Raw genomic sequence first — 23,891 nt, 5'->3', positions numbered from 1 at the left:
CGTGTCCACAGCGCCCACCGCACAGGTCGCCGACGACTTCCGCGCCCTCTACGGCACCGAACCGGACGGCGTCTGGGCCGCCCCCGGCCGCGTCAACCTCATCGGCGAGCACACCGACTACAACGACGGCTTCGTGATGCCCTTCGCGCTGCCGCACAGCACCGTCGCCGCCGTCGCCCGCCGCACCGACGGCCGGCTCCGGCTGCACTCCGCCGACCTCGACGCGGGCGTCACCGAGTTGGACCTCGACACCCTCGCCCCCGGCACCGACCGCGACTGGACCGCGTACCCCGCCGGGGTCGTCTGGGCGCTGCGCGAGGCCGGGCACCCGGTGACCGGCGCCGACATCCATCTCGCCTCGACGGTCCCCACCGGCGCCGGGCTCTCCTCTTCGGCGGCCCTCGAAGTCGTCGTCGCCCTCGCCCTCAGCGACCTCCACGCCCTCGGCATCCCGCGCTGGAAGCTGGCCCGGCTGTGCCAGCGCGCCGAGAACGTCTATGTCGGCGCCCCCACCGGGATCATGGACCAGACCGCGTCCGCCTGCTGCGAGGCCGGACACGCCCTGTTCCTCGACACCCGCGATCTCTCCACCCGGCAGATCCCCCTCGACCTCGCCGCCGAGGGCCTGCGCCTGCTGGTCGTCGACACCCGCGTCCGGCACACCCACAGCGACGGCGAGTACGGCAAGCGCCGCGCGGGCTGCGAGAAGGGCGCCGCCCTGCTGGGCGTCGACGCCCTCCGGGACATCCCGTACGACGGCCTGGACGAGGCCCTCGCCACGCTCGGCGACGAGGCGGAGGTACGCCGGCTGGTACGGCACGTCGTCACCGAGGACCAGCGCGTCGAACGCGTGGTCGCCCTGCTCGAAGCGGGCCGCACCCGCGAGATCGGCCCCGTCCTCACCGAGGGCCACGCCTCCCTCCGTGACGACTTCCGCGTCTCCTGCCCCGAACTGGACACGGTGGTGGACACCGCCGTGGCGGCCGGTGCCCTCGGCGCCCGGATGACCGGCGGCGGCTTCGGCGGCTCGGCGATCGTCCTGGCCGAGGCGACCGACACCGACCTCGTCACCAAGGCGGTGGAGGCGGCCTTCGCGGCGGCGGGCTTCACGGCCCCGAGAACGTTCGAGGCGGTCCCGGGGGAGGGGGCGCGAAGGGTCACCCGGTAGCGCCCCCGACCTCCACCCGTACCACCCCTACAACCTCTTCGTCAGCGTGTACTCCGTGACCCCCGCCGGATAGTCGGGGATCACGCACACCACCTCGTACCCCCGCTTCCGATAGAACTCCGGCGCCTGGAAGTCCCAGGTCTCCAGCCGCACCGCCCGGCACCCCCGTTCCGCGCGCGCGATCCGCTCGGCCTCCGCCAGCAGCGCCCCGCCGAGCCCCGCGCCGCGCACCCGCTCGTCCACCCACAGCGTCGACACATGCAGCCAGCCCGCCCAGGTGTGCCCGGCCAGCCCGCCCGCGAGGGCGCCTGTGTCGTCCAGCGCCCACACCTGGAGCGGAGCCTCCCGGTCCCGGCCGGTGGCGCGCAGGGCGCGCAGCGCGGGCGAGGCCGCGGTGTTGGCGGCGCGCAGCCCCGCCCCGAGCTGGGCCCGCCGGGCCGGGTCGACTTCCGCAACAAGACGAAACATGCGCCACACGATAGGCGCGCACCCGCGCGGGCCGCTGCGAATAGTCGTCTGCTGCGCGCACTCGTCGTCCGCCGCGCACAGCCGTCGGCTGCGGCGCACAGCCGTCGGCTGCCGCGCACAGTCGTCGTCCGCCACGAACGGACGTCCGTTGCCGCGAACGGACGTCCGCTGTCGCGCGAACACGCGTCCGTTTCCGCAAATCGGCGTCCGCTTCCGCAAAGAGCCTTCCGCGGCCCGCGCCCGCCCGTACCCTGGAGAACAGTGCCGGTGGGGGCCGGCGCGGATCAGGGGGCGAGACCAAAGTCGGGTACGACGCCCGATCGGGGGGTAGCAGTCTCTGCACGGCGGCGGCCATGCGGCTCTGACATCTCTCCGGGCGTCGTACCCGCGTCGGTCGTCGTACTCCGGACCAGTGGGGGTTGTCAGTGGTTCGCATCCGAGTACTGGTCGTCGACGACCATCGAATCTTCGCCGAGTCGCTCGCCGCGGCGCTCGCGGCCGAGCCCGACGTGGATGTCTCCGCGGCCGGGAGCGGCCCGGCGGCGCTGCGCAGCCTGGAGCGCGCGGTGGCCGAGGGCCGCCGGTACGACGTGCTGCTGGTGGACGCCGATCTCGGCGTCGCCCCGCCCGGGATACGCCCGGCGGTGCAGGAGGTCGGCGAGGACGGGCTGGTCGACGGGATCTCGCTGGTCGCGGGGGTCCGTTCGGCGCAGCCCGGCGTCCGGATCGTGGTTCTCGCCGAGAAGGACGATCCGCGGCGGGCGGCGCTCGCGCTCCAAGCCGGGGCGTCCGGCTGGGTGGCGAAGGACTGCTCGCTGTCCCGGCTGCTGACGGTGATCCGGGGGGTGCTGCGCGACGAGACGCATCTGCCGCCCGCGCTGCTGACCGGGGTGCTGCGGGAGCTGACGGCGGCCCGCAAGCACCGTACGGAGAGTGAACGCCTGGTGGAATCGCTCACTCCGCGTGAGCGGGAGGTGCTGCGCTGCATGGTGGCGGGGCTGGGCCGCAAGGCGGTGGCGGAGCGGCTGTTCCTCTCGCCGCACACGGTCCGCACCCATATGCAGAACGTGCTGGGCAAGCTGGGGGTCCACTCGACGCTGGCGGCGGTGGCCCTCGCCCGGCGGGCCGGGGTGGGGCCGGTGGACCTAACCGGGGATGTTGTCGAACGGGGCGGTCAACTGGCGTAGCAGCGCCGCGAGTTCGCCGCGCTGGGCGCGGGACAGCTCCGCGAGGATCGCCCGCTCCTGGTCGAGCAGTCCGGCGAGGGCCTGGTCGGCGCGGTCGCGCCCCTCGTCGGTGAGCCGGACCAGGACGCCCCGGCGGTCGCTGGGGTCGGGCAGCCGTTCGACCAGGCCCTTCTTGGCGAGCCGGTCGATCCGGTTGGTCATCGTCCCGGAGGTGACCAGCGTCTGGGTGAGGAGCTGACCGGGGGAGAGCTGGTACGGGGTGCCCGCGCGGCGCAGCGCGGTGAGCACGTCGAACTCCCAGGGCTCCAGGCTGTGCTCGGCGAAGGCCAGCCGGCGCGCGCGGTCCAGATGCCGGGCGAGCCTGCTCACCCGGCTGAGCACTTCCAGCGGCTCCACATCGAGGTCCGGACGCTCCCGGCGCCACGCTGCGACCAGCCGATCGACCTCGTCCTCCATGACGATCAGTGTAGTGGTTGTGTCGACATGAAGTCTCTTGACATCAAGATACTTTCGGGTCCACTGTGGGAATCGTCCCTTGGGGAAGCGGAAAGCCCCCCCCACGCCCCTCACGCTCCCCGCCCCCCAAGCCTCACGCCCCCCCAGCCCCCGCGCCCGCCCGAGGAGACCCCACCATGACCAGCCCCGTGTGGGACCCCGTCCAGTACCTGCGGCACGCCGGGCTCCGCGCCCGCCCCTTCGCCGATCTGCTGGCCCATGTGCCGGACCTCCCCGCCGAGCGGCCCCGGATCGCCGACCTGGGCTGCGGCCCCGGCACGGTCACCGTCGCCCTCGCCGACCGCTGGCCCACCGCGCACATCACCGGGTACGACAACGCGCCGGAGATGCTGGCCGGGGCCGAGGCGTACGCCGGGCCGACGCCGGGCGGCGGAACCCTCGACTTCGCGGCGGCCGACGCCCGCACCTGGACCCCGGACGAGACCCACGACCTGATCATCAGCAACGCCACGCTGCAATGGGTACCGGGGCATCCGGACCGGTTCTCCGACTGGATCGCGGCGCTGGCCCCCGGCGGCACCTTCGCCTTCCAGGTCCCCGGCAACTACGACGCCCCGAGCCACCGCGTCCTGCGCGAACTGGCCGGGGCCGATCCCCGGCTCGCCGGCACCCTGCGCCACCAGGACGCGGTCCGCACCCCCGCCGAGTACCACGAGGCCCTCACGTCCCTCGGCTGCGAGGCGGACGTCTGGGAGACCACGTACCTCCATCTCCTGAAGGGGGAGGACGCGGTGCTGGACTGGGTGAAGGGAACCGCCTTGCGCCCGGTGCTGACGGCCCTGTCCGGCGACCCGGAGGCCCGGGACACCTTCCTCACCGCCTACCGCGACCAGCTCCGCGAGGCATACCCGGCCACCGCGCAGGGCACGGCGTTCCCGTTCCGGCGGATCTTCGTGGTGGCGACGGTGCGGGGGTGAGGGGCGCCACGGGTGAGGTTCAGGCGGTGCGGCCCAGGTGGGTGATGAGGATGTGGATGACGTCGTCGTCGATGACGTAGAGGACGCGGTAGTCGCCGACGCGGAGGCGGCGGATGTCCACGCCGTAGGCGACGGAGTTGGCGGGTCGCGGGTCATGTGCCAGCTCGTCGATCGCATCCAGTGTCACAGCCAGGCCTTTTGGGTCCTCTTCAAGGAATCGGGCTGCGGCATTGAGAGCGTGGGGTTCGAAGATGATCTCGTACATCATGGGCGGTCGAGTCCCAGGCGCTTGCGTACCTCGGCCATGGGAATGCCCGGCCCGAGCGTCCCCTCCGCCTTGCGCCGCTGATAGTCCGCCACCGCCAAGGCGTCCTCAAGATCCTCTATCACCTGTGGAGAGACGAGCAGCGCCGCCACGTGGCCGTGGTCGGTGATCGCGATGGTCTCCCGGCTGTGCGCCGCGCGCCGCACCAGATCGCCGAGCTGGGCACGGGCCGCGCTGATCGTGATCTCAGTCATGCGCACATGATTGCACAAGGTGAAGGTTGTTTACGTTTGGATGGTTGAGTGGGAGAACCGTGCCCGGTCAGTTCTTCCGGTGGCCTATCAGCCGGGGTTTCGGCTCCAGGCCGTCCAGGCCGTGCCAGGCCAGGTTCACCAGGTGGGCCGCCACCTCCGCCTTCTTCGGCTTGCGGACCTCCAGCCACCACTGGCCGGTCAGGGCGACCATGCCGACCAGGGCCTGGGCGTAGAGGGGGGCGAGCTTGGGGTCGAAGCCGCGGCTCTTGAACTCCTTGCCGAGGATGTCCTCGACCTGGGTGGCGATGTCGGAGATGAGGGAGGCGAAGGACCCCGTCGACTGGGGGATGGGGGAGTCCCGGACCAGGATGCGGAAGCCGTCCGTGTACTCCTCGATGTAGTCGAGGAGCGCGAACGCGGCCTCTTCCAGCAGCTCACGCGGGTGCCCGGCGGTCAGGGAGCCGGTCACGCCCTCCAGCAGCCGGCGCATCTCGCGGTCGACGACCACCGCGTACAGCCCCTCCTTGCCGCCGAAGTGTTCGTACACCACCGGTTTCGAGACCCCGGCCTTCGCGGCGATCTCCTCCACCGACGTGCCCTCGAAGCCCTTCGCGGCGAAGAGCGTGCGACCGATCTCCAGCAGTTGCTGGCGGCGCTCCGCACCGGTCATCCGGGTGCGGCGGACGCGCCGCGGCTTGTCGTTGCTGGGGGTACTGGAGTCGGTCGCCACGCTGTCAATCATGCCGCCTCGGCGGGGTCTTTCCGCTGCCGGGAGCCGTCCAGGGCCTGGTTGCGGCGGGAATCGATACGCGAGCGTGACGGCCAGCGCACGTCGTACGCCCAGCCCGCCAGCTCGAACCAGCGGATCAGCCGGGCGGAGGAGTCGATCTGGCCGCGCTCCACACCGTGCCGCGCGGAGGTCGGGTCGGCGTGGTGCAGGTTGTGCCAGGACTCGCCGCACGACAGCACCGCCAGCCACCACACATTGCCCGAGCGGTCCCGCGACTTGAACGGCCGCTTGCCCACCGCGTGGCAGATCGAGTTGATCGACCAGGTGACATGGTGGAGGAGGGCCACCCGCACGAGGGACCCCCAGAAGAAGCCGGTGAAGGCGCCCCACCAGGACATCGTCACCAGGCCGCCGATCAGCGCGGGGAGGGCGAGGGAGACGCCGGTCCAGATGATGAACTGGCGGGAGATCGCCCGCAGGACGGGGTCCTTGATCAGGTCGGGGGCGTACTTCTCCTGCGGGGTGCGCTCCTCGTCGAACATCCATCCGATGTGGGCCCACCACAGGCCCTTCATCAGGGCGGGCACGGTCTCCCCGTAGCGCCACGGCGAGTGGGGGTCGCCCTCGGCGTCGGAGAACCGGTGGTGCTTGCGGTGGTCGGCCACCCAGCGCACCAGCGGCCCCTCGACCGCCATCGACCCGGCGATGGCCAGCGCGATCTTCAGCGGGCGGTTGGCCTTGAAGGAGCTGTGGGTGAAGTGGCGGTGGAAACCGATGGTGATGCCGTGGCAGCCCAGGTAGTAGAAGAAGACCATCAGACCGAGGTCCAGCCAGCTCACCCCCCAGCCCCACACCAGCGGCACCGCCGCGATCAGTGCGAGGAAGGGGACGACGATGAACAGCAGCAGGGCGAACTGCTCAAGGGAACCCTTGCGGTCGCCGCCCAGCGTGGCGGACTGCGGTGGCTCCCCGGTCGCCTCGGCGGACGGTTGCGTGGTCTGGTCGATCACATCGGAGCTCGTGGTCATGGCGCGTCCCCTGGGGGGTCGTGGGTTGGGGGGTACGGGTACCGGGATACCGGAACGGGGGAAACACCTGGACAGAGGCTTCCCTACGGTTCCGTAACCTACGGCGTCGTAAGTATGTCAGCGCGTAGCCCGGCGGCAAGAGCCCGACAGCCTGCGCGTCCCGCCCGACACCTATCCTTGGACGTGGTCGGACAGCGCGGTCCGCTCTCTCTTCTGCCCGGAAGCCCGGCCCGTACAGCGGTCCCGCCGCGCCACGGACCACGGCCTCCTCCCGACACGAGCCCCGAACTCATCAGCCGAGCCTCCACACTGCAAGGAGCCGCACCTGTGAGCAGTGCCGACGACCAGACCACCACGACGACGACCGGCAGTGAACTGCGCGCCGACATCCGCCGCCTGGGTGATCTCCTGGGCGAGACCCTGGTCCGCCAGGAGGGCCCCGAACTGCTGGAACTCGTCGAGAAGGTCCGCCGTCTCACCCGCGAGGACGGCGAGGCCGCCGCCGAGCTGCTGCGCGGAACCGAGCTGGAGACCGCCGCCAAGCTCGTCCGCGCGTTCTCCACCTACTTCCACCTGGCCAATGTCACCGAACAGGTGCACCGGGGCCGGGAACTGCGCGCCAGGCGCGCCGCCGAGGGCGGACTTCTCGCCCGTACGGCCGACCGGCTGAAGGACGCCGACCCCGAGCACCTGCGCCAGACCGTCCGCCATCTGAGCGTCCGCCCGGTCTTCACCGCCCACCCCACCGAGGCCGCCCGCCGCTCCGTCCTCAACAAGCTCCGCCGGATCGCGGCCCTGCTGGACACCCCGGTCATCGAGTCCGACCGGCGCCGCCACGACATCCGGCTCGCCGAGAACATCGACCTGGTCTGGCAGACCGACGAGCTGCGGGTCGTCCGGCCCGAGCCCGCCGACGAGGCCCGCAACGCGATCTACTACCTGGACGAACTCCACGCGAACGCCGTGGGGGACGTCCTGGAGGACCTCACCGCCGAGCTGGAGCGGGTCGGGGTGGACCTGCCCGCCGATGTCCGCCCGCTCACCTTCGGCACCTGGATCGGCGGCGACCGCGACGGCAACCCCAATGTCACCCCCCAGGTCACCTGGGACGTCCTGATCCTCCAGCACGAGCACGGCATCAACGACGCCCTGGAGATCATCGACGAGCTGCGCGGCTTCCTCTCCAACTCCATCCGCTACACCGGCGCCACCGAGGAACTCCTCGCCTCCCTCCAGGCCGATCTGGAGCGGCTGCCCGAGATCAGCCCCCGCTACAAGCGGCTCAACGCCGAGGAGCCCTACCGGCTCAAGGCCACCTGCGTCCGCCAGAAGCTGGTCAACACCAAGCAGCGCCTGGCCACCGGCACCCCGCACGAACCGGGCCGCGACTACCTCGGCACCACCGAACTCCTGCACGACCTGACCCTGATCCAGACCTCCCTGCGCGAGCACCGGGGCGCCCTGTTCGCCGACGGCCGGATGAACCGCACCCTTCGCACCCTGGCCGCCTTCGGCCTCCAGCTCGCCACCATGGACGTCCGCGAGCACGCCGACGCCCACCACCACGCCCTCGGCCAGTTGTTCGACCGGCTCGGCGAGGAGTCCTGGCGCTACACCGACATGCCCCGCGAGTACCGGACGAAGCTGCTGGCCAAGGAGTTGCGCTCGCGCCGCCCGCTGGCGCCCAGCCCGGCGCCGGTGGACGCGGCCGGGGCCAAGACCCTCGGCGTCTTCCAGACCGTCAAGCGGGCCCTGGAGGTGTTCGGGCCCGAGGTGGTGGAGTCGTACATCATCTCGATGTGCCAGGGCGCGGACGACGTCTTCGCCGCGGCCGTGCTCGCCCGGGAGGCGGGGCTGGTCGATCTGCACGCCGGGTGGGCGAAGGTCGGGATCGTCCCGCTCCTGGAGACCACCGACGAGCTGAAGGCCGCCGACGCCATCCTGGAGGACATGCTCGCCGACCCCTCCTACCGGCGGCTGGTCGCCCTGCGCGGCGATGTCCAGGAGGTCATGCTCGGCTACTCCGACTCCTCCAAGTTCGGCGGCATCACCACCAGCCAGTGGGAGATCCACCGCGCCCAGCGCCGGCTGCGCGACGTCGCCCACCGCTACGGGGTGCGGCTGCGCCTCTTCCACGGCCGGGGCGGCACCGTCGGCCGGGGCGGCGGCCCCACCCATGACGCGATCCTCGCCCAGCCCTGGGGCACCCTGGAGGGCGAGATCAAGGTCACCGAGCAGGGCGAGGTCATCTCCGACAAGTACCTCATCCCCTCCCTGGCCAGGGAGAACCTGGAGCTGACCGTCGCCGCCACGCTCCAGGCGTCCGCCCTGCACACCGCCCCCCGCCAGTCGGTGGAGGCGCTGGCCCGCTGGGACGCGGCGATGGACGTGGTCAGCGACGCCGCCGAGGCCACCTACCGCCGCCTGGTGGACGACCCCGACCTCCCGGCCTACTTCTTCGCCTCCACCCCCGTCGACCAGCTCGCCGACCTCCACCTCGGCTCCCGCCCCTCCCGCCGCCCCGACTCCGGCGCCGGTCTGGACGGGCTGCGGGCGATCCCCTGGGTGTTCGGCTGGACCCAGTCCCGGCAGATCGTGCCGGGCTGGTTCGGCGTCGGCTCCGGTCTGCGCGCCCTGCGCGAAGCCGGTCTGGACACCGTCCTGGACGAGATGTACGGCCAGTGGCACTTCTTCCGGAACTTCGTCTCCAACGTCGAGATGACCCTGGCCAAGACGGATCTGCGGATCGCCGGGCACTATGTCGACACCCTCGTCCCCGACGGTCTGAAGCATGTCTTCGCCACCATCCGCGCCGAGCACGAACTCACCGTCGCGGAGATCCTGAAGATCACCGGTGAGAACGATCTGCTGGACGCGCAGCCCGTCCTGAAGCAGACGTTCACCATCCGGGACGCCTATCTGGACCCGATCTCCTACCTCCAGGTGGCCCTGCTCAAGCGCCAGCGCGACGCGGCGGCGAACGGCACCGACCCCGATCCGCTCCTCGCCCGCGCCCTGCTCCTCACGGTGAACGGCGTCGCGGCGGGCCTGCGCAACACGGGCTGACCCCGACGACAGCGGCGAGAGGGACCGGCGCGGTCAGACGGCGAAGAACGCCGCCGTCAGCAGCACCGCGCCGGTCCCGGCCAGCACCGCCGCCGCCCGCGTCCGCCGCAGCCCCCCGGCCACCACCACCGACGCCAGCAGCATCCCGCCGCCCAGCGGCACCCACGCGTACAGCACCCCACCGGGCCCCGACCGCACCGCCTCGGCCCCGCCCGGCTTCATCACCACCGTGTACGTCCGCCCCTCCACGACCGCCACGGTGTCCTCCAGTGCCACACTCGCCCGCGCCCGCGACCCCGACGACAGCGGCGCGTACGCCCCCGTACACACCCCGTCGGCACAGCGCGCGATCTCGACGGTGCCGCTCTCCCGCCCCTTGGTGAGCATCACGTACTGCGCGGAACCCCAGGACGCCCACACCCCGGCGATCAGGATCAGCGCGGCGACCGTACCCATCGCCGCGAACCGCCCGAACCGCAGCGCGGCGCCCGCACCCTGACTGGAGACGACGGCAGAAGGCATGGCGGCGATCCTTGGCCATGACCCCACGCCCGGTCAACTCGCGCCGGGCGCATGTCAGGAGTTGTACGTACTCTGCGCCCGCTCCAGCCCCTCCGCGAGCAGTGCCTCCACGGAATCCGCCGCCCGGTCCACGAAGTAGTCCAGTTCCTTGCGCTCGGCGGACGAGAAGTCCTTGAGGACGAAGTCCGCGACCTGCATCCGCCCCGGCGGGCGGCCGATCCCGAAGCGGACCCGGTGGTAGTCCGGCCCCATCGCCTTCGTCATCGACTTCAGGCCGTTGTGCCCGTTGTCGCCGCCGCCCAGCTTCAGCCGGAGGACGCCGTAGTCGATGTCCAGTTCGTCATGGACGGCGACGACATGGTCCAGGGGGACCTTGTAGAAGTCCCGCAGCGCGTTCACCGGGCCGCCGGAGAGGTTCATGTACGACATCGGCTTGGCCAGGATCACCCGGCGGCTCGCGGGGCCGGGCGGGCCGATCCGGCCCTCCACGATCTGCGCCTGCGCCTTCCCGGCCCGCTTGAACTTCCCGCCGATCCGCCCGGCGAGGAGATCGGCCACCATGAAGCCCACGTTGTGCCGGTTCATCGCGTACTCGGGCCCGGGGTTGCCCAGCCCCACGACCAGCCAGGGGGCGTCGCCGCCGCTCGTCACGTCCATGTCTCCCATCCCTCGGACATCCCTCGGACATCCCTCCAACGAGATCCAGCCGCCGTTCCCGGGAAGGGGAGCGGCGGCTGGAAAGGTACCGTTACCGGCCGGGCGCGATCACGCCTCGGCGACGGCCTCGCCCTCGGCGGAGTCGCCCTCCGGCGCCTCCTCGGCCTGCGCGGCCAGCACCTGGAGGACCACCGCGTCCTCCTCGACGGCCAGGGTGACGCCCTTGGGCAGGGCGATGTCCTTGGCGAGCACGGAGGCGCCGGCCTCCAGGCCCTCGACGGAGACGGTGACGTTCTCGGGGATGTGGGTGGCCTCGGCCTCGACCGGCAGCGCGTTCAGCACGTGCTCCAGCAGGTTGCCGCCCGGGGCCAGCTCGCCCTCGGCCTGGACCGGGACGTCCACGGTGACCTTCTCGCCGCGCTTGACCAGCAGCAGGTCGACGTGCTCCAGGTGGCCCTTGATGGCGTCGCGCTGCACGGCCTTCGGGATGGCCAGCTCGGTGCCCTTGCCGTCGACGTCCAGAGCGATCAGGACGTTCGGGGTGCGCAGGGCGAGGAGCAGCTCGTGGCCCGGGAGGGTCAGGTGCACGGGGTCGGTGCCGTGCCCGTACAGGACGACGGGGACCTTGTTGTCACGGCGGATACGGCGGGCGGCGCCCTTGCCGAACTCGGTGCGGGTCTCGGCGGCGAGCTTGACCTCGGCCATGGGGATCACTCCTCGTAGAGATAGGTACGGACGTGGTCACCCGGCCACGAACGGCCTGCTACGAAGAGCGCGTCGATAACGGACAGCCCACCGCCTCCAGCGGAAGCGGCACGGCCTCCCTCGCCGAGCAACGGGGACAGCGTACTCGGCGGGGGAGGCCGCAGAAAAATCGATCAAGCGGAGGACGGGACCCCAGGGGTCACTGCTCGTCGAACAGGCTCGTCACCGAGCCGTCCTCGAAGACCTCGCGGACCGCGCTGGCGATGGTCGGCGCGATCGACAGCACCGTGATCTTGTCGATGTCCAGCTCACCCGGGGTCGGCAGGGTGTTGGTGAAGACGAACTCGCTCACCTTGGAGTTCTTGAGGCGGTCCGCGGCGGGACCGGAGAGCACCCCGTGGGTGGCGGTCACGATGACGTCCTCCGCCCCGTGCGCGTACAGGGCGTCGGCGGCGGCGCAGATGGTGCCGCCGGTGTCGATCATGTCGTCCACCAGGACGCAGACCCGGCCGCGGACCTCGCCGACCACCTCGTGGACGGTGACCTGGTTGGCGACATCCTTGTCGCGGCGCTTGTGGACGATGGCCAGCGGGGCGCCGAGCCGGTCGCACCAGCGGTCGGCGACCCGGACCCGGCCGGCGTCCGGGGAGACCACCGTCAGCTTCTCGCGGTCCACCTTGGCGCCGACGTAGTCCGCGAGGAGGGGGAGGGCGAAGAGGTGGTCGACCGGGCCGTCGAAGAAGCCCTGGATCTGGTCGGTGTGCAGATCGATGGCGAGGATCCGGTCCGCGCCCGCCGTCTTCATCAGATCGGCGATCAGCCGGGCCGAGATGGGCTCCCGGCCGCGGTGCTTCTTGTCCTGGCGGGCGTAGCCGTAGAACGGCACGATGACCGTGATGGAGCGGGCCGACGCGCGCTTGAGCGCGTCGATCATGATGAGCTGCTCCATGACCCACTTGTTGATCGGGGCGGTGTGGCTCTGGATCAGAAAGCAGTCCGCGCCGCGCGCCGACTCCTGGTACCGCACGTAGATCTCACCGTTGGCGAAGTCGAACGCCTTGGTCGGGACGACCCCGACACCCAACTGTTGGGCGACCTCCTCGGCAAGCTCGGGGTGGGCGCGGCCGGAGAAGAACATCAGTTTCTTCTCGCCGGTCGTCTTGATCCCGGTCACAGCACTGTCTCCTCAGAGGTGTCTCAGCTAGACGTGGACATGCGTCTCAGATGGGCGTGAGACGTCGTCTCGGACTGATGGGGTGCGGGTGGGCACTTATCACGGTACGCCGTGTTTGGAGCATCGGTTTCCGGTCAGCCTTCGCCGCCCGGCTCCCGGGACGCCGCCTCGGCCGCCTTCGCCGACGCGCTGCCCGGACGCTTACGGGCCACCCAGCCCTCGATATTCCGCTGCTGACCACGGGCCACGGCCAGCGAACCGGGCGGCACATCCCTGGTGATCACGGACCCGGCGGCGGTGTAGGCGCCGTCCCCGACCGTGACAGGCGCCACAAACATGTTGTCCGAACCCGTCTTGCAGTGTGAGCCGACGGTGGTGTGGTGCTTGTGCTCGCCGTCGTAGTTCACGAACACGCTGGCGGCGCCGATGTTGCTGTACTCGCCGATCGTCGCGTCCCCGACATAGGACAGGTGCGGGACCTTGGTCCCCTCCCCGACCGACGCGTTCTTGGTCTCGACATACGTGCCGATCTTGGCCTTCGCGCCCAGCCGCGTCCCCGGCCGCAGATAGGCGTACGGGCCCACGCTCGCGGCCTCCCCGACCTCGGCGCCGTCGGCGACGGTGTTGTCGACGCGGGCCCCCGCGCCGACCCGGGTGTCGGTCAGCCGGCTGTTGGGGCCGACCTCGGCGCCCTGGCCGATATGCGTCGTCCCGTGCAGCAGGGTGTTGGGGTGGACGAGGGCATCCTGGCCGAAAGTCACCGTCACATCGACCCAGGTGGACGCCGGGTCGACCACCGTCACCCCGGCGAGCATGGCGGCGGTCAGCACCCGCTCGTTGAGGATCCGGCGCGCCTCGGCCAACTGCACCCGGTTGTTGATCCCGGCGATCTCCCGGTGGTCCCCGGCCACCGACGCCCCCACCCGGTGCCCGGCCTCGCGCAGGATCCCCAGCACATCGGTGAGGTACTCCTCACCCTGGCTGTTGTCGGTGCGGACCTTGCCGAGCGCGTCCGCGAGCAGCGGCCCGTCGAAGGCGAAGACACCCGAGTTGATCTCCCGGATGGCCCGCTGGGAGTCGGAGGCGTCCTTGTGCTCCACGATCGCGGTCACCGCGCCGGAGGCCGCGTCCCGCACGATCCGGCCGTACCCGGTGGCGTCCGGCACCTCGGCGGTCAGGACCGTGACCGCGTTGCCGTCCTCGGCGTGGGTGCGGGCCAGGGTCTCCAGGGTGGCGCCGGTCAGCAGCGGGGTGTCCCCGCACACCACGACGACCGTGCCCTGCACGACCCCGCCCAGTTCCTCCAGGCCCATCCGCACCGCGTGCCCGGTGCCGTTCTGCTCCGCCTGCACCGCCGTCCGCACCTGCGGGGCGATCCGCCCGAGGTGCCCGGTGACCTGCTCCCGCGCATGGCCCACGACCACCACCAGGCGCTCCGGCGCCAACTCGTCCGCCGCGGCCAGCACATGGCCGACCAGACTGCGACCGCAGATCTCGTGCAGGACCTTGGGTGTGGCCGACTTCATACGGGTGCCCTCACCCGCTGCGAGGACGACGACGGCTGCCGGGCGAATGGCGCTCACGGGATGCCCTTCGGCTGTGGAAAAGGGTGTGGACATCCGCAGAATACCGGGGTCACCCGGCCCGGACATGAGAGTGGGCCCTGACGGTGCTGTTGCGGTCAGGGCCCGGACGCGAGGCGGCCACCTCGGTGACGCTCTGTCGGCTCCCGGAGAAGGATTCGAACCCTCATTCAACGGACCAAAACCGTTTGTCCTGCCCTTAGACGATCCGGGACGGCATGCGCGCCGCGGCCGACGACATCGGGACGAGTCGTTGATCGGCTTCGCGCACGGACACCACTATGCCGTACCGGAAGCCTCCGGTGCGACGGTACAAGTCAGGACGGTTCGGTCGCCGGACGATCACACAGGGTGCTGTGAGGCGGTCGTCGAAACTCATCGAAACTCATCGGAAAACGGGGCGGGTGCGCCCGTAGGCTGGAGGCATGACCACGACGGGGGAAGACACCGGGGAGGCCGGGGAGGTCCACGCCAGGGCCTCGGCCGGGGCTGCCGGGGCCGCGGGGGCGGCCGGGGGGCTGTGGTGGTGGGCCCGGCGGCGCGGCGCGGTGTTCGACGGCGCGCTCGCCGTCGTCTCGGCGCTGGAGTGCGCGGCGGAGGGCATCCCCTTCGCGCGGGACGCCGGGATCCCGGTGGCGGCGGGGGTCGTCTTCGGTCTGGCGGCCGGGGCGACGCTGCTGGTGCGGCGGCGCTGGCCGATCGCCGTCGTCCTGGTCGCCATCGCGATCACCCCGGCCCAGATGGGCTTCCTGCTGGGCCTGGTCGGCCTCTACACCCTCGCCGCGTCCGAGCTGCCGCGCCGGATCATCGGCTCCCTGGCGTGCATGTCCCTGATGGGCACCGCGATCGTCACCTTCGTGAAGGTCCGCCAGGACGCGCGCAGCGGCACCGTGGACCTCGGGGACTGGTTCGTGCCCTTCGCGTCCATCGCCACCGCGGTCGGGCTGACCCTGCCGCCCGTGCTGCTCGGGCTGTACGTCGGCGCCCGGCGGCGGCTGATGGAGAGCCTGCGGGAGCGCGCGGACAGCCTGGAGCGGGAGCTCCAGCTCCTCGCCGAGCGGGCCGAGGAGCGCGCCGAGTGGGCGCGCGGCGAGGAACGCACCCGGATCGCCCGCGAGATGCACGACGTGGTGGCCCACCGGGTGAGCCTGATGGTGGTGCACGCGGCGGCCCTCCAGGCGGTGGCCCGCAAGGACCCCGAGAAGGCCGTGAAGAACGCGGCGCTGGTCGGCGACATGGGCCGCCAGGCGCTGACCGAGCTGCGCGAGATGCTGGGCGTGCTGCGCAGCGGCGAGGGGGGTTCCGCCGCAGGCGGTACGGGGGGCTCCGCCGCGGGTCGTACGGGGGCCTCGGTGCCGCCGCTCGCGGCCGTCGGGGCCGCCGCTGCCGCCGCCGCGACCCGGGCCGCGGCCGAGGGCGCCCTGGAGGGGCCCGCGCTGGCCGCGCTGGACGAGCTGGTCGGGCAGTCGGCGGCGGCCGGGATGGTCGTGGCGCTCTCCATCGAGGGCGAGGTGCGGCTGTACGCCCGGGAGATCGAGCAGACCGCGTACCGGGTGGTGCAGGAGGCGCTGACCAACGTCCACAAGCACGCGGCCGGGGCGAAGACCCATGTACGGCTCGCGCACCGGTCGGCCGAGATCGCCATGCAGGTGGAGAACGAACCGCCGCCCGAGCTGCCCGCGGTGTCCCTGGTACGGCTGCCGTCGGGCGGCAACGGGCTGGTGGGGATGAAGGAACGGGTCGTGGGGCTGGGCGGGGTGTTCGTGTCGGGGCCCACGGATGCCGGGGGGTTCCGGGTCTCGGCGGTGATTCCGGCGGGGTGAGGGGCGCTCCGCGGGGGTGGGGTGTGCGGGGGGCGGGGTGTTTCGGTGCGGGGGATGAGGGCTGGGCCGTGGCGGGGCGGGGTGTCCCCCGCGCCGGGTTCGCGGCTCCCGCGGCCCGACCGGGCCTCTCGGTCGTCGGCAGCGGCCCGGTTGCCGGGGTTCGGGCTGACCCGGTGGGCCCGGTGCGTTGCCGTCCCGGCTCATCTTTCGGGCCGCTGTCGTCAGGTCACCGGTGTTGGGGCTGCTCCGGTCGCCGGCCGCACTGCTCCCGGGGGCTCAGCGGGGCTGTGGGGCGGGGGCGGGGTCCGGGGGACCCGGCGGGGTCAGGCGGTGGGGTTCCGTGCCGGAGACCAGGGTGGTCAGGGCGTGGTCCATGTCCTGGCCGAGGTACCAGTCGCCGGTGTGGTCGAGGGCGTAGACCCGGCCCTGCGTGTCGATGGCCAGCAGCGCCTGGGAGTGCGGCTCGGCGCCCAGCGGGCTGACCTCGGTGTCCAGCGCCCGGCCCAGGTCGGCGAGGGTGCGGGCCAGATGCAGTCCGTGCAGCGGGTCGACATGGAGGCCGACGGGGGCGATCCGGCGCCCCGGCCCGGTCGGCGCGATCCGCAGCCCGCCGAACTCCGCCCAGACCTCGACCGCCGCCGGGAAGACGGCGTGGGTGTGGCCCGCGGGCGAGGTGTGCTCGCGCAGGGTGTCGGCCCAGATCTCGGCCTGCTTGATGTCCCAGCGGCCCGGCACCCAGCCGGCGGCGCGCAGCGCGGCGTCGACGGGGACCGGGAAGCGGGTGGTGGAGGTGCGGTCGGGGTGCATCTGGCCCTTGATCTCGGTCGGCGGGGGCATGGTGCCTCAGGGCGCCCGGCGGACGCCCGGGGGAGGCCCGGGGGCCTGGCGGAGGCCCGGTGGAGGTTCGGCGGGTGTCGGCTCAGGAGTCCTGGTCCGTCGGGTCGACCACCCGGACGCCGAAGTGGGCGGTGAGGGCGGCGCAGGCCCGGCAGGGGCCGGCGAAGCTGCCGTGCAGCGGGTCGCCGTCCTCCCGGATCCGGCGGGCGGTGAGCTTGGCGTGCTTGAGCGCCTTGCGGGCCTCGCCGTTGGTCATGGGCTTGCGCGCGGCGCGCTTGCTGCGGCCGGAGTCGGCGGTGGCGATGTGCCGGGAAATCAGGATCGTCTCCGCGCAGCGGCCGGTGAAGCGGTCCCGCTGGGCGCTCGGCAGCGAGTCCAGGAAGTCCTGCACCAGCGGGTGGAGCGCGGGTGGCTGGTCGCCCCGGGCGGCGGTGCCGGTGAGCGTGGCACCGCGCACGGAGAGCGCCGCGGCGACGGTGGGGAGTATGCCGTCCCGGCGGTGGCGCAGGGCCGGGACGGGTGCCCGCTCGGCGCTGCTCCAGCCCACGCGTGGGTCGCCGCCGGACGGGGCCTGGTGCGCCCCCGTGTGCGTCGCGTTCATGATCGTTATTCCCCTCCGTGCATCCCCCCGGCCGATCCAGAGTGCCAAATGCCGTGGCTGGTGCGGAAGCTGGGGCGGTGCGACACGCCCGTGGCCGGGCAGGCTGTGACCAGGGCGTGACGGGTGGTCACGGGGGTCGGGCGGGGGGTGCGGGGGTGTGCGCGCGGTGTGACGGGCGCCGCGACCGGCGCCGGTGACCGGTGTTCGCGTTCCGCATAGGCTGTCGGCACGCGACGCGCGGTCGGCGATGAGCGGACGGCGGTCGGTCGACGCGGCCGACCGGTCAACGCCGATCGCCGGCCGGCACGAACAGACACGCAGACAGACATGCAGACAGACACGTAGACACACACAGACAGACACACCCGCACAGACGTACGCAGACGTACGCGCACGCAGACCCGCAGACCCGGACAACGGTCAGCGAGTGACAGTCGGATACGGGGGGCGGCGGACCGGAGGCGGTCGCCGCCGTCCGTACAGAGCGCCGCAGGGGGCAACCGCCATGACAGCAGGTCGGCTCGGGCTGGGGGCACCTCCCGGCCGTCAGGCCGGGGGACAGGCCGCACCGCCGAACGCGGCCTATGCCGGGCAGGTCGTGCATTTCCCGGACCCGGTCCGGGCCGCCCGTCATCCCCGGGGGGTACGGGTGGACGAGCACGGCTACCCCGACTTCTCGCCCTACGCCCGCGCCGCCGCGCAGATCGCGGAACCGCCGGAGGGCTTCGGCGTCGACGAACTGCGTCTGACGGACTACGTGTCGGCCAACGCGGCGCAGTCCGCCGCCGGGCACGACCTGTGGGACACCCTGCCGCCCGTCGCCACCCCGCACGGCTGGACCTGGCACCACGTGGTGGGCACCCGGCGCCTGGAACTGGTCCCGGTCGAGGTGAAGGCGCTGCTGCGGCACCACGGCGGGATCGCCACGTCCGCCGTCGACCAGACCAAGCGCGGCACCCGCCCCCTCCAGGAGACCCGGCCCGCCCACTTCGGGCTGCCCAGGTCCGGGGTCGCGGTGACCGAGGAGCAGGTCCTCGGCGTCGAGGAGGACCTCGGCTACCGCCTGCCCGGCGCGTACCGCACCTTCCTGAAGGCGGCGGGCGGCTGCGCCCCGGTCGGCACGGCGCTGGACGCGGAGCTGGGACTCCTGGTCGACCAGCCGTTCTTCACGGTCCGCGACGAGGCCGCCGTCAACGACCTGGTCTATGTCAACAAATGCCTGCGCGACCACCTCACCAAGGACTACCTCGGGGTGGGTTTCGTCCAGGGCGGGCTGCTCGCGGTGAAGGTGAAGGGCGACCGGATCGGCTCGGTGTGGTTCTGCGCCTACGACGACGCCCGCGACACCGACCCGTCCGTACCGCCCGCCGAGCGGGTGGCGCGGCTGCTGCTGCCCTGCGGCGACGACTTCGACGCGTTCCTGTCCCGGCTGGCGGGCTCTCCGCCGGAGTTGGAGACCGTGGCGAATCTGATGGTGGACGGCGGCTTCGCGCAGACCGTGCCGGTCGCGTCCGGGGCGGGGGAGTGAGCTGACGATGGTGACGTTCGCGCAGGCGCAGGAGCGCGCCGAGGAGTGGGTCAACGGCGATGTGCCGGCGTACCAGCACCGTGAGGTGCGGGTGCGGGAGTTCGACCTGGGGTTCGTGGTGTGGGCGGAGGACCGCGCGGACGGTCCCCGGTCCGACGGGGGGATGCAGCGGCTCGTCCTCGCCCGGGACAGCGGCGAGGCCACGCTCTGGCCGTCCCTCCCGATCGGCGAGGTCATCCGCCGGTACGAGGAGGAGTACGGGGGTGTCGCCGACGCGGTCCCGGCGCCGGGACCGGCCGCGGCCCGGATGGACCTCAACCAGACGTCGTTCCTGCTGACTCCGCCGGAGTGGTTGCAGGAGGCGGCGGACAAGCTGGGGATCCCGGACCGGAGGGGGGGCTCCTCCGGAGAGGGTGCGGGAGGGGGTTCCGAGGGGGCGGGGGCGTCCGGTGTGTCCGGGGCATCTGCTGCGTCCGGTGCGGTGGGTTCTGCCGGGGCCGGGGTCGGGGGGTCTTCGGCGGCCGGGGTTTCGGGGGGCTCCGGGGTTTCCGGGGGCTCCTCCGGTGTGGGGGCGGCTTCCGGTGGGGTTTCTTCCGGGAGTGGTGGGTCGTTCGGGGGTGGCGGGTCGTTCGGGGGCGGGCTGGCGGAGACGCAGGCCGGGGTGGCGCCGGGCGCGCCCGCCGGGGCGACGCCCTGGGCCGGGACCGACACCAACGCCGGTGGCGGCGAGGACGGTTCCGTACCGCTGCCCCAGACGGTGTTCGCGCCGCCGCTGAGCGGTGCGGACGACGAGGACGCCCTGCCTCAGGTGGCGCCGGAGGCGCAGACCGCGCTGATGTCCGGCGGCAGCCAGTTGCCGCGGACGGTGACGGCACCGGCGTTGGACGACGGCGATGCGGAGGGGTCGGGGGTGCCCGGGGTGCAGGGTGCGCCCGGGGTGGCGCCCGGCGGGCCGGGGGCGACGGGGTCGTACGGGGGCGGGGCTGTGCCGCCGGGGGCTGTGCCGCCGGGAACGGGGGTGTCGGGAGCTGGGGTGCCTGGAGCAGCCGTGCCTTCCGGGGCCGTTCCGCCGCCGGGGCCCGTACCTCCGGGGTCGGTACCCCTGGGGTCGGTACCTCCGGGGCCCGTACCCCCGGGTCCCGTGCCCCCCGGCAGTACGCCGCCACCACCCCCCGCGCCCACCTACGGGTATCCGCAGCCGCCCGGTACACCGCCACCACCACCACCGCCGTCGGCGGGCGGGCCGCAGGCCGGGGACATCGCCGATGCCGCCACCAGCAAGGCGGCTCCGCCGCCGCGCCGGGGTGGGGGCCGGGGCGCGACGCCGCCGCCTCCGCCGGGGGCGCCGGGTGTGCCGGGAGGACGTCCCGGGTCCGCGTCGCCGCCTCCGCCTCCGCCGCCGGGGGTGCCCGGTGGAGTGCCTGGTGGTGCGTCCGGTGGCGGGACCGGTGGTGGGTCCGGTGCCTATGTGCCGACGCAGTTGGTGCCGCCGGTCGGGCCGGGGGGTCCGGGGGCGCCGGGCGGGACGCCGCCCGGGGGTGTGCATCACGCGCCGACGATGCTGGCGGGCGGGACCGGAGGGGGCGTGCCGGGCGTGCCGGGCGTGCCGGGCGGGTCCGCCGGGGGTGCGCGGGGTGCCGTCCATCATGAGGAGACCGTGTTGTCCGGGCCTCCGGTCAGGGGTGGGGCCCAGGTGCCCCCGCCGCCGCAGGCGCCCGGGATGCCGCCGGGCGGCCCGCGTCCGGTGCCGGGGCAGCCGCCCGCGTACGGGTATCCGCCGCAGGGCCAGCCGACGGTCGGGCCCGGCTATCAGGCCGTGCTGCGCTACCGCGCGCAGGACGGGTCCGAGCAGCAGGTGATCCGGCGCTCCGCGCCCGGTACCCCGCACCCTGAGTGGCAGATCTTCCACGAACTGCGCGGGATGAACGTGCCGCCGGACCAGGTCCTGGAACTCCACACCGAGCTGGAGTCCTGCGAACTGCCCGGCGCCTACTGCGCGCGGATGATCCGGGAGCAGTGGCCGCAGGCGCGGATCACCAGCATCGCGCCCTACGGTGCCGATCACGCCGGACGGCAGCAGGGGATGCGGCAACTCCTGGCGCACCAGGGCGAGTTGCACCAGGTGGCCGACGGCCCGGCGCGCCCGGGACCCGTACGGGCGCCCCTGCCGCCCGTGCCGCCCGCGCCGCCGATTCCGCCGGAGGGCGTGGCGCAGGAGCTGGCGGGGGCGTTCGGGCCGGGGGTGTTCCGGTTCGAGCAGGCGGCGGTGTCCCGGCAGGGGGTGCCGCCGGTCGTGGCGCACACGCTGGTGGTGGCCGGGCTGCCGGTGGACATGGGTCCGTTCTTCTGGGCGCAGGCCCAGCCGGGGCGGCCGGTGCCGACGCTGGCGGAGCTGGCGGCCGAGCGCGGGGTGCAGCCGGCGGCGGATGCCGGGTCGTACTTGGTCATGGGCAGCGACTTCGGCAAGGCGCTGTGCGTGCAGTACGGCACGGCGAACATCGTGGCGGTGCCGGTGGAGCCGGGGCCGGGCGGGGCGCCGGTGCCGCCGCAGTTCGTGAACACCGGGCTGCCGGAGTTCGTGCGCTGTCTGGCGCTGCTGGGGCGGATGTGGCGGCTGCGGTTCGGGCTGAACCAGGAGCAGGCGGGGCGCTGGACCGTCGACTTCCAGGCGCAGCTCGCCGCCCTCGATCCGGCGGCGCTGGGCTCGCCGGAGAGCTGGTGGTCGGTGCTGCTGGAGCAGATGTGGGACGGGCTGCTCTGAGGCCGAGGGATATCGTCCGTATGGGGGTATAGATGTCATACGGACGACCTTCGTAACGTATAAGCGGAGTGTCGCGTTATGAACCTTTCTCTGTGATCCATCAGGCTGTGCCGCACATCGACCTGTGTGCGCGCACGGCCTGTGCGGTCCGGCGGAGAGGGGTTCGGGATGAACAGCGCATCGGTGTCGCGGCAGGGCTTCGCGACCGTCCGGGGGCGTGGCTACCGCCCCGAGCGGGTGGACGCGTTCACCGAGGCACTCTCGCAGGAGCGCGACGCCGCCTGGGAGCGGGCGGCGCGGCTGACCGTGCTGCTCAGGGACATGGAGGCGGAGGCGCACCGCCTGCGCGAGACGGTGGCCGAGCTGCCCCCGCAGACGTACGAGACGCTCGGGGAGGGTGCCCGGCACCTCTTCCGGGTCGCGGCGGAGGAGGCGGCGGACCTGCGCGAGCGCGCCCGGCGAGAGGGCCGGGAAGAGGTCGCACGGGCGGAGTCGTACGCCCAGGCGGTGTCCGGGACGGCGCGCGAGGACGCGGACGCACTGATCGCCGAGGCCGAGGAGCGGGCCCGGCAGCGGCTGGCCGTCGCCCGCGCGGAGGCCGACGAGGTGCGGATCGGCGCCCGGCGGGCGGTCAAGGAGGGCCGGGGTGAGGCCCTTTCGGCGCTGCGCGAGGTACGGCAGCGGACGGCCGGGCTGCTGACCGGGCAGCAGGAGGAGCACGCCGAGCGCTGGGCGGCGGCCGAGCGGGAGGCGGTCGCGTCCGCGGCGGTCACGGAGGCGCACCTGGCGGAACGGGTGGCCTGCGCGGAGGCGGCGCTGTCGGCCGCGAAGCAGGGGTTCGCGGTGGCGGAGGAGTCCGCACGCCGGGTGGAGGAGGAGGCCGGGGCCCGCGCCGCCCAACTCCTCGCCGAGGCCCGCCTCCACGAGGACCGTACGGCCCGCGAGACAGAACGGGTGCTGTGCGAGCACGGGGAGCGGTGGGACGAGCTGCGGGCGCAGATGGATCAGGTCCGGGGGAGCCTTGCGGCGCTTACGGGGGGTCGGGCTGCGGTGGAGTGAGCGGTGCGGGGGGCGGACGGGTCCCCGGTGACGTGGGGACCGTGCCCTCGCGTCAGACGGGCAGTACGTAGGCCCTCGCGAACCACGTACCGATGTGCGCACTGTGCACGTGGCCGGATACCGCTCGGTTGCCCTCCACAGCCAGCGTTGCGTGCAGGTGGACCTTGCCGTTCGTGATCTCACCGGTGCCGTGCATTTCGGCTGGCAGGTCGTAGTCGGTGATCACATCGGCTGTCGCGTCGGACGCGGGCATGGTCGAGACGGTGAACGCGTCCGCCGCACCGATGAGAGAGACGATCGCGCCATTCACGATGCCCAGTTCCTTGGCGCGCTGAGTAATCGTCTCCAGCAGCTCAGCGTTCTTGACTTCGATCACGTGCACCTTGTGGCTCCCTGCGGCTAGAGGGCTATGCCCCGGAGCATGGCAACGAGCACTGACGCGCGCCAGCGGCGCGTGGCGCGCGTCGTCCAGCCCTCAGGCGAACACGGGAGCGTCCGGAAGCGCGCTGTGCTCGGCCCGGCAGCGCGGGCAGCGGCACGGCGGCCAGCGGTCCGGGACCAGCATCAGCGGCCCGGGGACGCCCTGGAACACGCGCCGCACGACGGGGCCTTTGCGCCTGCCGTCCGGGCCGACCCGGTACGTCTCGATGGTCATGCGTGATTCGCCCGACTCGGGGCGGGTGCCGACGTTCACCGCGCCCCGCCCCCAGCCTCGGCAGCGAGCGCGTACGGGCGGGACCCGTCCAGTAGGCCGCAGAGCCCGTACCGCGAGCTGGGCGCGCCGACCCACGCGGCGGCGCAGGAACGGGGCGCGTACGAGCATCGCGCGGAAGCAGCAGAGACTGGACGGGCACCCGCCCGGCGCTTCCCCTTGCCCGGCAGTAAGACGCCCAGCACCCGTCCCGCGATCGTATGGATAATGCTCACTGTCATCAGCTCCTCTGAGGCTGGTGGCCACGCCCCCGGACCGGTCGCACGGTCGCGGGGGTTTCTGCTGCGCTGGTTTCAGAGTGCCGACGGGAAAGACCCCTGGCGTTGACAG

The 23,891-nt window shown here is 72.8% G+C and carries 23 protein-coding genes and 1 tRNA gene; 8 read left to right on the top strand and 16 right to left on the bottom strand.

What is annotated here, in order from left to right; genetic code table 11:
* Position 1: 1 nt before the first annotated feature.
* Positions 2-1,168, top strand: coding sequence for a galactokinase (gene galK, locus AB0O01_RS06590; RefSeq protein WP_365311373.1), 1,167 nt, complete (start codon positions 2-4; stop codon positions 1,166-1,168).
* 27 nt (positions 1,169-1,195) lie between these two features.
* Here the strand turns inward: galK and AB0O01_RS06585 are convergent, their stop codons facing one another.
* Complete coding sequence (locus AB0O01_RS06585; RefSeq protein ID WP_365311770.1) at positions 1,196-1,648, bottom strand: GNAT family N-acetyltransferase; 453 nt, start codon at positions 1,646-1,648, stop codon at positions 1,196-1,198.
* A gap of 413 nt (positions 1,649-2,061) precedes the next feature.
* Here AB0O01_RS06585 and AB0O01_RS06580 point away from each other — a divergent pair, with 413 nt between their 5' ends.
* Positions 2,062-2,823: a response regulator transcription factor gene (locus tag AB0O01_RS06580; protein ID WP_355739607.1), complete on the top strand. Its 762-nt coding sequence runs from the start codon at positions 2,062-2,064 to the stop codon at positions 2,821-2,823.
* On the opposite strand, the gene tamR is transcribed toward AB0O01_RS06580, so the two are convergent.
* On the bottom strand, positions 2,782-3,279 hold the full coding sequence (gene tamR, locus AB0O01_RS06575; RefSeq protein ID WP_355739605.1) for a MarR family transcriptional regulator TamR: 498 nt from the start codon (positions 3,277-3,279) through the stop codon (positions 2,782-2,784). The genes AB0O01_RS06580 and tamR overlap by 42 nt on opposite strands.
* Positions 3,280-3,455: 176 nt before the next feature.
* Between tamR and AB0O01_RS06570 the strand changes: the two genes are divergently transcribed.
* A complete protein-coding gene (locus tag AB0O01_RS06570; protein WP_365311372.1) occupies positions 3,456-4,256 on the top strand; it encodes a trans-aconitate 2-methyltransferase in 801 nt (266 codons plus the stop codon).
* Positions 4,257-4,275: 19 nt separating this feature from the next.
* Here AB0O01_RS06570 and AB0O01_RS06565 read toward each other — a convergent pair whose 3' ends face one another.
* From AB0O01_RS06565 to AB0O01_RS06550, 4 genes are all read right to left on the bottom strand, one after another.
* Entirely contained in the window at positions 4,276-4,443 is a 168-nt protein-coding gene (locus AB0O01_RS06565) for a type II toxin-antitoxin system RelE/ParE family toxin (RefSeq protein ID WP_365311371.1), read from the bottom strand.
* Positions 4,444-4,520: 77 nt separating this feature from the next.
* A complete protein-coding gene (locus tag AB0O01_RS06560) occupies positions 4,521-4,775 on the bottom strand; it encodes a type II toxin-antitoxin system Phd/YefM family antitoxin (RefSeq protein WP_365311370.1) in 255 nt (84 codons plus the stop codon).
* Positions 4,776-4,842: 67 nt separating this feature from the next.
* Complete coding sequence (locus AB0O01_RS06555) at positions 4,843-5,517, bottom strand: TetR/AcrR family transcriptional regulator (protein WP_355739595.1); 675 nt, start codon at positions 5,515-5,517, stop codon at positions 4,843-4,845.
* The gene (locus AB0O01_RS06550; RefSeq protein WP_365311369.1) at positions 5,514-6,533 is read right to left on the bottom strand and encodes a fatty acid desaturase; all 1,020 of its coding nucleotides are present in this window, start codon (positions 6,531-6,533) and stop codon (positions 5,514-5,516) included. The genes AB0O01_RS06555 and AB0O01_RS06550 overlap by 4 nt, the downstream gene beginning before the upstream one ends.
* Positions 6,534-6,860: 327 nt before the next feature.
* Here AB0O01_RS06550 and ppc point away from each other — a divergent pair, with 327 nt between their 5' ends.
* Positions 6,861-9,599: a phosphoenolpyruvate carboxylase gene (gene ppc, locus AB0O01_RS06545; RefSeq protein ID WP_365311368.1), complete on the top strand. Its 2,739-nt coding sequence runs from the start codon at positions 6,861-6,863 to the stop codon at positions 9,597-9,599.
* A 33-nt stretch (positions 9,600-9,632) separates the two neighbouring features.
* Here ppc and AB0O01_RS06540 read toward each other — a convergent pair whose 3' ends face one another.
* From AB0O01_RS06540 to AB0O01_RS06515, 6 genes are all read right to left on the bottom strand, one after another.
* Positions 9,633-10,121, bottom strand: coding sequence for a hypothetical protein (locus tag AB0O01_RS06540; RefSeq protein ID WP_365311367.1), 489 nt, complete (start codon positions 10,119-10,121; stop codon positions 9,633-9,635).
* Positions 10,122-10,175: 54 nt separating this feature from the next.
* The gene (pth, locus tag AB0O01_RS06535; RefSeq protein WP_365311366.1) at positions 10,176-10,778 is read right to left on the bottom strand and encodes an aminoacyl-tRNA hydrolase; all 603 of its coding nucleotides are present in this window, start codon (positions 10,776-10,778) and stop codon (positions 10,176-10,178) included.
* A 108-nt stretch (positions 10,779-10,886) separates the two neighbouring features.
* On the bottom strand, positions 10,887-11,483 hold the full coding sequence (locus AB0O01_RS06530) for a 50S ribosomal protein L25/general stress protein Ctc (protein ID WP_365311365.1): 597 nt from the start codon (positions 11,481-11,483) through the stop codon (positions 10,887-10,889).
* Positions 11,484-11,682: 199 nt separating this feature from the next.
* Positions 11,683-12,657, bottom strand: a complete 975-nt coding sequence (locus tag AB0O01_RS06525) for a ribose-phosphate diphosphokinase (protein WP_365311364.1) — start codon at positions 12,655-12,657, stop codon at positions 11,683-11,685.
* A 134-nt stretch (positions 12,658-12,791) separates the two neighbouring features.
* A complete protein-coding gene (gene glmU, locus AB0O01_RS06520; RefSeq protein ID WP_365311363.1) occupies positions 12,792-14,240 on the bottom strand; it encodes a bifunctional UDP-N-acetylglucosamine diphosphorylase/glucosamine-1-phosphate N-acetyltransferase GlmU in 1,449 nt (482 codons plus the stop codon).
* Between the two features lie 143 nt (positions 14,241-14,383).
* Positions 14,384-14,454, bottom strand: a tRNA-Gln gene (locus AB0O01_RS06515).
* A gap of 211 nt (positions 14,455-14,665) precedes the next feature.
* Between AB0O01_RS06515 and AB0O01_RS06510 the strand changes: the two genes are divergently transcribed.
* Complete coding sequence (locus tag AB0O01_RS06510; RefSeq protein WP_365311362.1) at positions 14,666-16,063, top strand: histidine kinase; 1,398 nt, start codon at positions 14,666-14,668, stop codon at positions 16,061-16,063.
* Positions 16,064-16,339: 276 nt separating this feature from the next.
* Here the strand turns inward: AB0O01_RS06510 and AB0O01_RS06505 are convergent, their stop codons facing one another.
* Positions 16,340-16,870, bottom strand: a complete 531-nt coding sequence (locus AB0O01_RS06505; RefSeq protein ID WP_365311769.1) for an SUKH-3 domain-containing protein — start codon at positions 16,868-16,870, stop codon at positions 16,340-16,342.
* Positions 16,871-16,982: 112 nt separating this feature from the next.
* On the bottom strand, positions 16,983-17,510 hold the full coding sequence (locus AB0O01_RS06500; protein WP_365311768.1) for a YwqJ-related putative deaminase: 528 nt from the start codon (positions 17,508-17,510) through the stop codon (positions 16,983-16,985).
* A gap of 496 nt (positions 17,511-18,006) precedes the next feature.
* Between AB0O01_RS06500 and AB0O01_RS06495 the strand changes: the two genes are divergently transcribed.
* From AB0O01_RS06495 to AB0O01_RS06485, 3 genes are all read left to right on the top strand, one after another.
* Positions 18,007-19,029 (top strand): SMI1/KNR4 family protein, encoded by a 1,023-nt coding sequence (locus tag AB0O01_RS06495; protein ID WP_365311361.1) that lies wholly within the window; start codon positions 18,007-18,009, stop codon positions 19,027-19,029.
* Positions 19,030-19,036: 7 nt separating this feature from the next.
* Positions 19,037-21,790 (top strand): SUKH-4 family immunity protein, encoded by a 2,754-nt coding sequence (locus tag AB0O01_RS06490; protein WP_365311360.1) that lies wholly within the window; start codon positions 19,037-19,039, stop codon positions 21,788-21,790.
* A 168-nt stretch (positions 21,791-21,958) separates the two neighbouring features.
* Positions 21,959-22,849, top strand: coding sequence for a cellulose-binding protein (locus AB0O01_RS06485; protein ID WP_365311359.1), 891 nt, complete (start codon positions 21,959-21,961; stop codon positions 22,847-22,849).
* Positions 22,850-22,901: 52 nt separating this feature from the next.
* On the opposite strand, the gene AB0O01_RS06480 is transcribed toward AB0O01_RS06485, so the two are convergent.
* Both AB0O01_RS06480 and AB0O01_RS06475 read right to left on the bottom strand, forming a co-directional pair.
* Positions 22,902-23,231: a DUF296 domain-containing protein gene (locus AB0O01_RS06480; RefSeq protein ID WP_365311358.1), complete on the bottom strand. Its 330-nt coding sequence runs from the start codon at positions 23,229-23,231 to the stop codon at positions 22,902-22,904.
* A 93-nt stretch (positions 23,232-23,324) separates the two neighbouring features.
* Positions 23,325-23,504 (bottom strand): hypothetical protein, encoded by a 180-nt coding sequence (locus AB0O01_RS06475; RefSeq protein ID WP_365311357.1) that lies wholly within the window; start codon positions 23,502-23,504, stop codon positions 23,325-23,327.
* Positions 23,505-23,891 lie beyond the last annotated feature (387 nt).

The organism is Streptomyces sp. NPDC093252, assembly GCF_040683675.1.
GTDB lineage: Bacteria > Actinomycetota > Actinomycetes > Streptomycetales > Streptomycetaceae > Streptomyces.
The sequence above is the reverse complement of the archived record's forward strand: the minus strand, read 5'-3'. Positions and strand labels throughout refer to the sequence as shown.

Bases quoted from the DNA above. Each gene is read 5' to 3' on its own strand.
- tamR (WP_355739605.1), bottom strand. From the start codon at position 3,279: ATGGAGGACGAGGTCGATCGGCTGGTCGCAGCGTGGCGCCGGGAGCGT.
- AB0O01_RS06570 (WP_365311372.1), top strand. From the start codon at position 3,456: ATGACCAGCCCCGTGTGGGACCCCGTCCAGTACCTGCGGCACGCCGGG.
- AB0O01_RS06560 (WP_365311370.1), bottom strand. From the start codon at position 4,775: ATGACTGAGATCACGATCAGCGCGGCCCGTGCCCAGCTCGGCGATCTG.
- AB0O01_RS06555 (WP_355739595.1), bottom strand. From the start codon at position 5,517: ATGATTGACAGCGTGGCGACCGACTCCAGTACCCCCAGCAACGACAAG.
- AB0O01_RS06550 (WP_365311369.1), bottom strand. From the start codon at position 6,533: ATGACCACGAGCTCCGATGTGATCGACCAGACCACGCAACCGTCCGCC.
- AB0O01_RS06540 (WP_365311367.1), bottom strand. From the start codon at position 10,121: ATGCCTTCTGCCGTCGTCTCCAGTCAGGGTGCGGGCGCCGCGCTGCGG.
- pth (WP_365311366.1), bottom strand. From the start codon at position 10,778: ATGGACGTGACGAGCGGCGGCGACGCCCCCTGGCTGGTCGTGGGGCTG.
- AB0O01_RS06530 (WP_365311365.1), bottom strand. From the start codon at position 11,483: ATGGCCGAGGTCAAGCTCGCCGCCGAGACCCGCACCGAGTTCGGCAAG.
- AB0O01_RS06510 (WP_365311362.1), top strand. From the start codon at position 14,666: ATGACCACGACGGGGGAAGACACCGGGGAGGCCGGGGAGGTCCACGCC.
- AB0O01_RS06505 (WP_365311769.1), bottom strand. From the start codon at position 16,870: ATGCACCCCGACCGCACCTCCACCACCCGCTTCCCGGTCCCCGTCGAC.
- AB0O01_RS06495 (WP_365311361.1), top strand. From the start codon at position 18,007: ATGACAGCAGGTCGGCTCGGGCTGGGGGCACCTCCCGGCCGTCAGGCC.
- AB0O01_RS06490 (WP_365311360.1), top strand. From the start codon at position 19,037: ATGGTGACGTTCGCGCAGGCGCAGGAGCGCGCCGAGGAGTGGGTCAAC.
- AB0O01_RS06485 (WP_365311359.1), top strand. From the start codon at position 21,959: ATGAACAGCGCATCGGTGTCGCGGCAGGGCTTCGCGACCGTCCGGGGG.
- AB0O01_RS06475 (WP_365311357.1), bottom strand. From the start codon at position 23,504: ATGACCATCGAGACGTACCGGGTCGGCCCGGACGGCAGGCGCAAAGGC.